At 67.7% G+C, this 9,102-nt stretch carries 4 protein-coding genes; 3 read left to right on the top strand and 1 reads right to left on the bottom strand.

Annotated elements, in window-relative coordinates; translation table 11 throughout:
* Together DQP58_RS17840 and DQP58_RS17835 are read left to right on the top strand one after the other, a co-directional pair.
* Window positions 1-1,875, top strand: a 1,875-nt coding sequence (locus DQP58_RS17840) for an ATP-binding cassette domain-containing protein (protein WP_430916223.1), incomplete at its 5' end; no start/stop codon positions are given.
* A 112-nt stretch (window positions 1,876-1,987) separates the two neighbouring features.
* Complete coding sequence (locus DQP58_RS17835; RefSeq protein ID WP_112709594.1) at window positions 1,988-3,940, top strand: acyl-CoA dehydrogenase; 1,953 nt, start codon at window positions 1,988-1,990, stop codon at window positions 3,938-3,940.
* A gap of 69 nt (window positions 3,941-4,009) precedes the next feature.
* Here DQP58_RS17835 and DQP58_RS17830 read toward each other — a convergent pair whose 3' ends face one another.
* Window positions 4,010-4,477: an LppP/LprE family lipoprotein gene (locus DQP58_RS17830; protein WP_112709599.1), complete on the bottom strand. Its 468-nt coding sequence runs from the start codon at window positions 4,475-4,477 to the stop codon at window positions 4,010-4,012.
* 331 nt (window positions 4,478-4,808) lie between these two features.
* On the opposite strand from DQP58_RS17830, the gene DQP58_RS17825 reads away from it, so the two are divergent.
* Complete coding sequence (locus DQP58_RS17825; protein WP_112709593.1) at window positions 4,809-9,050, top strand: bifunctional nitrate reductase/sulfite reductase flavoprotein subunit alpha; 4,242 nt, start codon at window positions 4,809-4,811, stop codon at window positions 9,048-9,050.
* Window positions 9,051-9,102 lie beyond the last annotated feature (52 nt).

Raw genomic sequence — 9,102 nt, 5'->3', positions numbered from 1 at the left:
CCCCCGGTTCGGCCACCGATCCCGCCGCCGGTGGAAGAGGAGCGGGAAAAGGGCCCGAGCCTGATCGAGCGCATGGTGACCAGCAAGCTGCGTGTCCAGCGCCCCTCGTTCCGCACCGAGCAACCCGACTCCACCTATCGCCTGCCGCTGCAGACCGCGTCGCGCACCACCGGGGCGACCGCCTACCGACTGGGCCTGACCGTCGACGGGCGCGAGACGCTGTCGGGCATTTCGTTCACGGCCCGCCCCGGCACCATGACGGCGGTCGTCGGACCGTCGGCCGCGCGTAATGGCGCGCTGCTGGCGCTGCTGGCCGGCGCCCGAGCGCCCAGCGCGGGGCGCGTCACGGTGGACGGACACGACGTGCACGCCGAACCGGAGGCCACGCGGACCCGCATCGGGGTGGTCCCACGCGACGACCGCCTGCACCGCCAGCTCACCGTCGCGCAGGTCCTCGAATACGCCGCCGAGCTGCGCCTGCCGCCGGACACCTTGGCCGAGCAGCGCGACCGCGTGGTCAGCCAGGTCCTCGACGAGCTGGAGCTGACGGCGCACCGCGACACCCGAATCCGCAAACTCCCCGCCGAGGTGCGCCGGTGTGCGGCCCTGGCCGTCGAGCTCCTCACCCGGCCCAGCCTGCTCGTGGTCGACGAGCCCACCGCCGGACTCGACGCGGCGCAACAGCGCCACGTCATGGCGGTCCTACGGCGCCAGGCCGATATCGGCTGCGCCGTGGTGGTCGCGATCTCGGCGCGCACGTCGCTCACCGACGTCAACGTCTGCGACCAGGTGTTGGTGCTGACCGGCACGGGCCAGGTGGCTTACCTGGGGACGCCCCTGCAGGTGGAATCCGCGCTGGGCACCTCCGACTGGCACAGGGTGCTCGCGCAGGTCGGCGCCGATCCCGAGGGAGCCCACCGCGCGTTTCGCACCCGACCACCCACGTCGGCGCCGGCCACGGCGCCGGAAGTCGCGGCACCGTGGCCGCCGCCGCCCGCGCCGCCCAGGGCTCGGCAGATCTGGTTGCTGGCCCGGCGCGAGGTTCGCCTGCTCCTCGGCGACCGCAGCTACTTCGCGTTCCTGGCGGTCCTGCCGTTCGTCCTGGCCGGGCTGACACTGCTGATCCCGGGTGATTCGGGCCTGGCCAGGCCCGGCCCGGCCAGCACCAATCCGCACGAGGCCATCGAGCTCCTGGCCGCCTTCAACGTCGCGGCGGTGATCATCGGCACGGCGCTGACCATCCGCGCGCTGGTGGGCGAACACCGCGTCTTCCGGCGCGAGCAGGAGGTCGGCCTGACGGCACCGGCGTACCTCACCGCCAAGATCACCGTGTACGGCCTGACCGCGGCCGTCTGGACGGCCGTCGTGTTCGCGATCGTGATCGCGGTCAAGGGCGGGCCGGGACGCAGCGCCGTCTTGCTGCACAACGCCACGGTCGAGCTCTACGTGGGCGTGGCGGTCACCGCGATCGTGTCGGCGGTCCTGGGCCTGGCGCTGTCGTCGCTGGGCAGGTCGCCGCGCGAGGTCCTGCCGCTGGTGGTCCCGGTGATCCTGGTGGCGGCGCTGTTCAACGGGAGCCTGGTGCAGCTGGTGAGCAGGTGGGGCCTGCAGCAGATCAGCTGGTTCGTCCCGGCCCAGTGGGGCTTCGCGGCCACGGCGTCCACGACGAACCTGCGCAGGGTCGACTCCCTGGCGGCCGACGCCGTGACCTGGACGCACTACAGCGGCTGGTGGGTGTTCGACATGGGGATGCTCGTGCTGTTCGGCCTGCTCGCGGCCGGATTCACGCTGTATCGGCTGCGGTCACCGCTGGGCGAACGCCGCCACTCGTCCCCCGATCGCGAGCCGCAGGAAGCCCCTCGCCGCCAAGGCTGAGCGGGGAGGGCGGCCGGGTGCCGCGGGTCGGTGGCCGTCGCGAGAATGTGGACGGCGACATGAACTGTCAGCGTTGTTCGCCGCGACGGGAACCGCCCATTACTGTCGGCTTATGGCGCCTGAAACGACTAGCACTGCCGACTATCTGCGCAACGCACTGGACGGGCGTTGGCGCGATGTGAGAAACCGGATGCGGGCCACGCTCACCGAGGACCTGTTCCGCCCGCACTACACCCCGAACACCGTGATCGCCCGCACCAAGGTGGCGGAGCAGATGCGGATCATGGCGGCGTTCGGCGCGGCCGCCGACAGTTTCCGCAAGGAACACGGCGGCACCGGCGACGTGGGCGCGGCGATCACCATGATCGAGATGCTGGCCATGTCGGACCTGTCGCTGATGGTGAAGGCCGGGGTGCAATGGGGCCTGTTCGGCGGTGCCGTGGAGAACCTGGGCACCGAGCGCCACCACGAGCTCTACGTGCCCAAGATCATCAGCCTCGAGTTGCGCGGCTGTTTCGCCATGACCGAGACCGGACACGGCAGCGACGTGCAGTCGCTGGAGACCACCGCTACCTACGACCCCGAGACCGAAGAGTTCATCATCGACTCCCCCACCCCCTCTGCGCGTAAGGACTACATCGGCGGCGCCGCCGAAACCGCAACCATGGCGGCGGTTTTCGCGCAACTGATCACCCACGAGGACGGGAAGCCGGTCAATCACGGCGTGCACTGCGTGCTGGTTCCGATCCGCGACGAGGACGGCAATGATCTGCCGGGCATCACCACCTCGGACTGCGAATACAAGGGCGGACTGCCCGGTGTCGACAACGGCCGCATCGTCTTCGACCATGTCCGGGTCCCCCGGGTCAACCTGTTGAACAAATACGGCGACGTAGCGGTCGACGGCAGCTACAGCTCGCCGATCGACAACCCGAACCGCCGGTTCTTCACCATGCTGGGCACCCTGGTCCGCGGCCGGATCACCGTCGGTGGCAGCGCCGGCGCCGCCGGCCGGGTGGCCCTGGACATCGCCACCCGATATGCCTTGCAGCGCAGGCAGTTCACCGCACCCGACGACGGTTCCGAAGTGCTGATCATGGACTACCTGGTGCACCAGCGGCGACTGTTTCCGTTGATCGCCAAGTCGTACGCGCTGCAGTTCGCGCAGAACGAACTGGTCGGCAAATGTCATGACGTGCAGAGTGCGGACGCGCCGGACGCCGACGAGCAACGCGAACTCGAAGCGCGCGCCGCCGGCCTGAAGGCGGCCAACACCTGGCATGCGAGCCGGGCCATCCAGGAGTCCCGGGAAGCGTGTGGCGGCGCGGGTTACATGGCCGAGAACCGGCTGATCGGACTGCGCGGCGACACAGACGTTTTCACCACCTTCGAGGGCGACAACCACGTGCTGACCCAATTGGTGGCCAAGGAACTGCTCACGGCCTACGCCGATGACATCAAGAGCATGAGTCCGGTCGAATGGGTGCGCTTCGCGGCCAGCACGGTGGGTGAACGTGTCGTCAAACGCACTGCGGCAGAGGCGATCATCCAAACCATCGTGGACGCCCGCCAAGACAGCGAGGAAGAGGGCAGCCTGTTCAACCGCGGCACGCAGATCACGATGTTCGAGGACCGCGAGGAGTATCTGCTGGCATCGGTGGCCCGCCGGCTGCAGGCCAAATCCAAAGAGATGTCGGCCTTCGACGCATTCAACTCCGTGCAGGATCACGTGTTGCACGCGGCCAGCGCGCACATCGACCGAGTCATCCTGGAGGCGTTCGTCGCCGGAATCGACGCGTGCCCCGACGAAAAGGCCCGCGAAATACTCGGCATCCTGTGCGACCTGTACGCGCTGTCGGTCATCGAGGATGACAAGGCGTGGTACATCGAGCACCGCTACCTGTCCACGGAACGCGCGAAGGCGGTCACGCGGGGTATCAACGACCGGTGCCGCGCGCTGCGCCCGCACGCCGAGACGCTGGTCGACGGTTTCGGCATCCCGGAGCGGCTGCGTTACGTCGAGATGCTGCACCCCGAGAACCTGGAAGAGGCCCTCACGAGCTGAGCGGTTGACCGCCGATCACCGGCCGCCCCAGCACGCCGACAGGGTTGGGAAAGCCATTGGCGGCGAACGCTATTGATTCGGAACCTTGCCCAGCGTTTCCAGCTTGCCATCCGGGCCGATCCGGAACTTGACCGTTCCGATCCCGCTCGGACAGCACAGCTGGTCATTTCCCTTCTGCCACTGGTATTGAACGGTGACGGTGTCATCCGAGGGCGGTAGCACAGTCGTGTACGGCTTTGGGTTCGGGGTGGGGCTACCCAGCGGCCTGTTGTGGTCGAAGAAGAGCAGTTGCTGCGGGCTGGATTCGCTGGCGATCGTCGGGATGATCTGCACCCAATGCAACCGGCAGTTTCGGGTATGCCCGCGGCCCATTTCGACCCAGATGGTGCCCGGGATGGCGATGGGAACCGCGGTGATCGCCTGCCGCACGGTGTCGGCCGTCGGCCCGTCGGAGTCCTTGCAGGTGTCGGGCCGGGCCTGGGGCGGCGCGGTCGGCTTCCAGCCGCAACCGGAGGCCAGCAAAACCAGACAGATCACAATGAGCCGACGCACGCGGTGAGCTTAGCGAAGACTGTGAATGTCCCATCGGTTTGGTCAAAAACCCCCTTCTGAGAAGCGTTTCGCGGGCGGGCCTGCGTAACCTCAAGCGGGACGGCCGGTCAACGGTGACCTGCGGTAACGCATTGGAACGGCCGCGCATTCCCCGGCGATTTCACATCGGCGCGCCTGCCGTTGAGAGGAAGAAGTAAACCGGGGGAAATTTCGGGCAGCGGTGCCGAAACATGCCTGCTCCACAATGAACTCACCCGAGACCGAGCTAACTCGTGCGCACTCGAACCGAAGGGACGTAAGCGTGACCAGGGAGTCCATGGCGCCGGACAACGCCGTGAACACCATGTGCGCGTACTGCGGCGTCGGATGCGGCATGGTGTTGCAGATCACAACGGACCCGAAAACGGGCCGCGATCACGTCGCCAAGTCGGTTGGGAGCAAAGCACATCCGGCCAACTTCGGCCGGTTGTGCACCAAGGGCGCCACCACCGCGGACATGCTCGGCGCACCGGGCCGGATGGACTCGGCCCATGTGCGGGCCGGCCGCGGTGAGCCACTCGAGCCCGTCGACATGGATCGGGCGATCACCCAATGCGCGAGCCGGTTACGCGCGATCATCGACGAGCACGGTCCGGACGCCTTCGCGATGTACGTATCCGGCCAGATGTCCATCGAGGCCCAATACCTGGCCAATAAGCTGACCAAGGGCTTCATCGGCACAAACCAGATCGAGTCGAACTCGCGACTGTGCATGGCCAGCGCCGGTTCCGGTTACAAACTCTCGCTCGGCGCGGACGGACCACCCGGGTCATACCAGGACTTCGACCGTGCCGACGTGTTCTTCGTCATCGGCGCGAACATGGCCGACTGCCATCCCATCCTGTTCTTGCGGATGATGGACCGGGTCAAGGCGGGCGCGAAGCTGATCGTCGTCGACCCGCGCCGCACCGCGACCGCCGAGAAGGCCGATCTGTACCTACAGATCGCGCCGGGATCGGATCTGGCGCTGCTCAACGGGCTACTGCACCTGATCGTCGAGAACGGCCACACAGACCCCGATTTCATCGCCGAATTCACCGAGGGCTGGGAGGTGATGCCCGGCTTCCTGGAGCAGTACACGCCCGACATGGTCAGCGCCGTGACCGGCATCCCGGAAGCGGACATCCGCAAAGCGGCTCAAATGATCGGCGAGGCCGACAATTTCATGAGCTGCTGGACCATGGGCCTCAACCAGAGCACCCACGGCACCTGGAACACCAACGCCATCTGCAACCTGCACCTGGCCACCGGCGCGATCTGCAAGCCGGGCAGCGGCCCCTTCTCCCTCACCGGCCAGCCCAACGCCATGGGCGGTCGCGAGATGGGTTACATGGGACCGGGATTGCCCGGTCAGCGGTCGGTGCTATCGGACGAGGATCGCGAATTCGTCGAAAACCTTTGGGGCCTTCCCCACGGAACGCTGCGCACCGAGGTCGCCGGCGGCACCATCGACATGTTCTCCCGGATGGCCGACGGGCAGATCAAGGCCTGCTGGATCATCTGCACGAATCCCGTTGCCTCCGTTGCCAACCGTAAGACCGTGCTGGCCGGGCTGGAGCGCGCCGAGTTGGTGGTGGCCCAAGACGCGTTCCTGGAGACCGAGACCACCGGATACGCCGACGTGTTGTTGCCGGCGACCCTGTGGACGGAATCCGAAGGGGTCATGGTCAATTCCGAGCGCAACATGACGCTGTTCCAGCCGGCGGTCCAGGCGCCGGGCCACGCGCTGCCCGACTGGCAGATCATCGCCCGGATCGCCTGCGAGATGGGCTTTTCGGAGGCCTTCAGTTACACCTGCGCCGAGGAAGTCTTCGAAGAAATCAAGCGGTTCTCCAACCCCAAGACCGGCTACGACCTGCGCGGGGTCAGCTACGAGCGGCTGCGTCAGAGCCCGCTACAGTGGCCGTGCGCGCCGGAGGGCCAAAGCGGGCGCAACCCGATCCGCTACCTCAACGACGGCGTCAGCCAGACGCCGCTAGTCCGCGAGGACGGCAGCGTGCCCCGATTGGCGTTCCCGACGCCGACGGGCCGGGCGGTGTTCTTCGCCCGCCCGCACCTGCTGCCCGACGAAATGCCCGACGACGACTACCCGTTCCTGCTCAACACCGGTCGCCTGCCCCACCAATGGCACACCATGACCAAGACCGGCAAGGTCGCCAAACTCAACAAACTCAATCCCGGGCCCTTCGTCGAGATCCACCCCGACGACGCCGCCCGCCTGCACATCGCCGACGACGATCAGATCGAGATCGCGTCCCGGCGCGGCCGCGCCGTGCTGCCCGCCGTCGTCAGCGACCGGGTGCGGCCCGGGAACTGCTTCGCACCGTTCCACTGGAACGACGCCTTCGGCGAATACCTGTCCATCAACGCCGTCACCAACGACGCCGTCGATCCCATCTCAAGTCAACCCGAATTCAAGGCCTGCGCGGTCACGCTGACGAAGGTCGCCGCCGCGCAACCCGATCCCGGTACCGAGGTGCCGGCGGTCCCCGACACACCGGCATCCGCACCCACGGAGGTACGAGAAATCAGCGTGTCACAAGTCGACGCCCTCGGCGAATTGCTGGGTGTGACAACGCAATCCAAGCCAGAATTCAACGAGCTCGGCCGCTCGTATCTGGCCGGCATGCTTTCCGGACTTCGCTCCGACGCCGGTCGCCACGCCGCCGGCGTACCCACCCTGCCGCCGAGCGCGCCGTTCGATGCCGGCACGCGGCTGTGGGTGGACGGCCTTCTGGCCGGGTTGTTCTCGCGCGTCGACGGAACCCAACCCGGCGGCCTGGCCGAGGCACCGCCCAGCGCCCCGGCACCGGCCGTCGAGCAACCGCCCGCCACGCCCGCCGACACCAAACCCGTCGCCGAGCGCACGCCCGTGGTGGTGCTGTGGGCATCGCAGACCGGCAACGCCGAGGAGCTCGCCGGCGAGATCGCCGCCCGGTTGGGCGCCGCGGAACTCCCGGTCGCGCTGCACGGCATGGATGACTTCCCGCCGGCGGAGTTGACGACGACGCGGGAGGTGCTGTTCGTCACCAGCACCACCGGCGACGGCGACGCGCCCGACAACGGCGCCGGCCTCTGGCGAGCGCTGACATCCGAGGGCGCACCGCGATTCACCAACACCCGCTACGCCGTCCTGGCGCTGGGCGACTCCAACTATGACGATTTCTGCGGGCACGGCCGCAAGCTGGACGCCCGCCTCGCCGAGCTCGGAGCCACCCGCATCACGGACCGGGTGGACTGCGAACCCGACTACGACGACACCGCGGCGAAGTGGGTGGGCGACGTAATCGAGGCCCTGACCCGGACGCCCACCTCGGTCGGCGGGGACGGAAGCGTGACGGCGCCGGCCCGCACGTCCCCGGTTGCTGCGCCGCCTCGCCCCGGCGCGCCCGCCGCCGGCGCTTACAGCAAGAAGCATCCGCTGATCACCGGCATGGTCCGCAACACCGTGTTGAGTCGGCCGGAATCGACGAAAGATGTGCGGCACCTGGTTTTCGACATGCCGGAGGAATCGGTGACCTACGAGGCCGGTGATGCGCTCGGCGTGTGGCCGCGCAACAGCGACGCGCTGGTCGACGAGTGGCTGTCTGTCACCGGATTGAACGGGCAGACCCCGGTCGAGGTCGGCGAACACGGCCTGATGTCGTTGCGCTCCGCGCTCACCGAACGCATCGAGATCGCCCACATCAGCCGGGATCTGGTGCGCTTCGTGCAGGAGCGCACCGGTGACCCGACACTCGCGGAGCTGCTGAAGCCGGAAAACAAACGGGCACTTGCGGATTGGACGTGGGGTCGCCAGTCCATCGATCTGCTGGCCAAGTTGCCTGTCTCCGCGTCGGCCCACGAGTGGCTGCGGGTCCTCAAACGCCTTCAGCCGCGGCTGTATTCGATCTCATCGAGCCCCAAGGAGTGCCCCGGCGAAGTCCACCTGACCGTCTCCCCGGTGCGCTACAACTTCCAGGGCGTCGCACGCCGCGGGGTGTGTTCGACCTACCTCGCCGACCGCTCCCCCGGCGACCGCGTCGCAGTGTATCTGCAGCAGTCCAGCAATTTCCGGCCGCCCAGCGAGTCGGACACCCCGATGATCATGATCGGGCCCGGGACGGGGATCGCGCCGTTCCGAGGCTTCCTGCAGGAACGGCGCGCACTCGGCCACACCGGCCCCAACTGGCTGTTCTTCGGCGAGCAGCACGCCGCCACCGACTTCTACTACCGCGACGAACTCGAGCAGATGCGTGACGACGGGTTCCTCACCGAGTTGGACCTGGCGTTCTCCCGGGACCAGCAGCAGAAGGTCTACGTGCAGCACCTGATGCGCAAACGCGGGGCGCAACTGTGGAGCTGGTTGCAGGACGGCGCCCAGCTCTACGTCTGCGGCACCGCGGATCCCATGGCCAAGGACGTCGACCGGGCGCTCTGCGAGATCGCGGCCGAATTCGGCAAGCTCGACTCGGACGCGGCGAAGGACTACGTCCAGTCGCTGAGCGCCGACAAGCGCTACCACCGCGACGTCTACTGACGCCGATCCGCCACCCGTAACACAGCGGAAACATCGCATGCCTACCGCCGAA

This window comes from Mycobacterium colombiense (assembly GCF_003284975.1).
GTDB lineage: Bacteria > Actinomycetota > Actinomycetes > Mycobacteriales > Mycobacteriaceae > Mycobacterium > Mycobacterium europaeum_A.
This window is presented reverse-complemented; position numbering and strand designations above follow the sequence as displayed.

What these genes read in the sequence shown, in the direction of transcription:
- DQP58_RS17835 (WP_112709594.1), top strand. Translation starts at nt 1,988, where the DNA reads ATGGCGCCTGAAACGACTAGCACTGCCGACTATCTGCGCAACGCACTG.
- DQP58_RS17825 (WP_112709593.1), top strand. Translation starts at nt 4,809, where the DNA reads ATGGCGCCGGACAACGCCGTGAACACCATGTGCGCGTACTGCGGCGTC.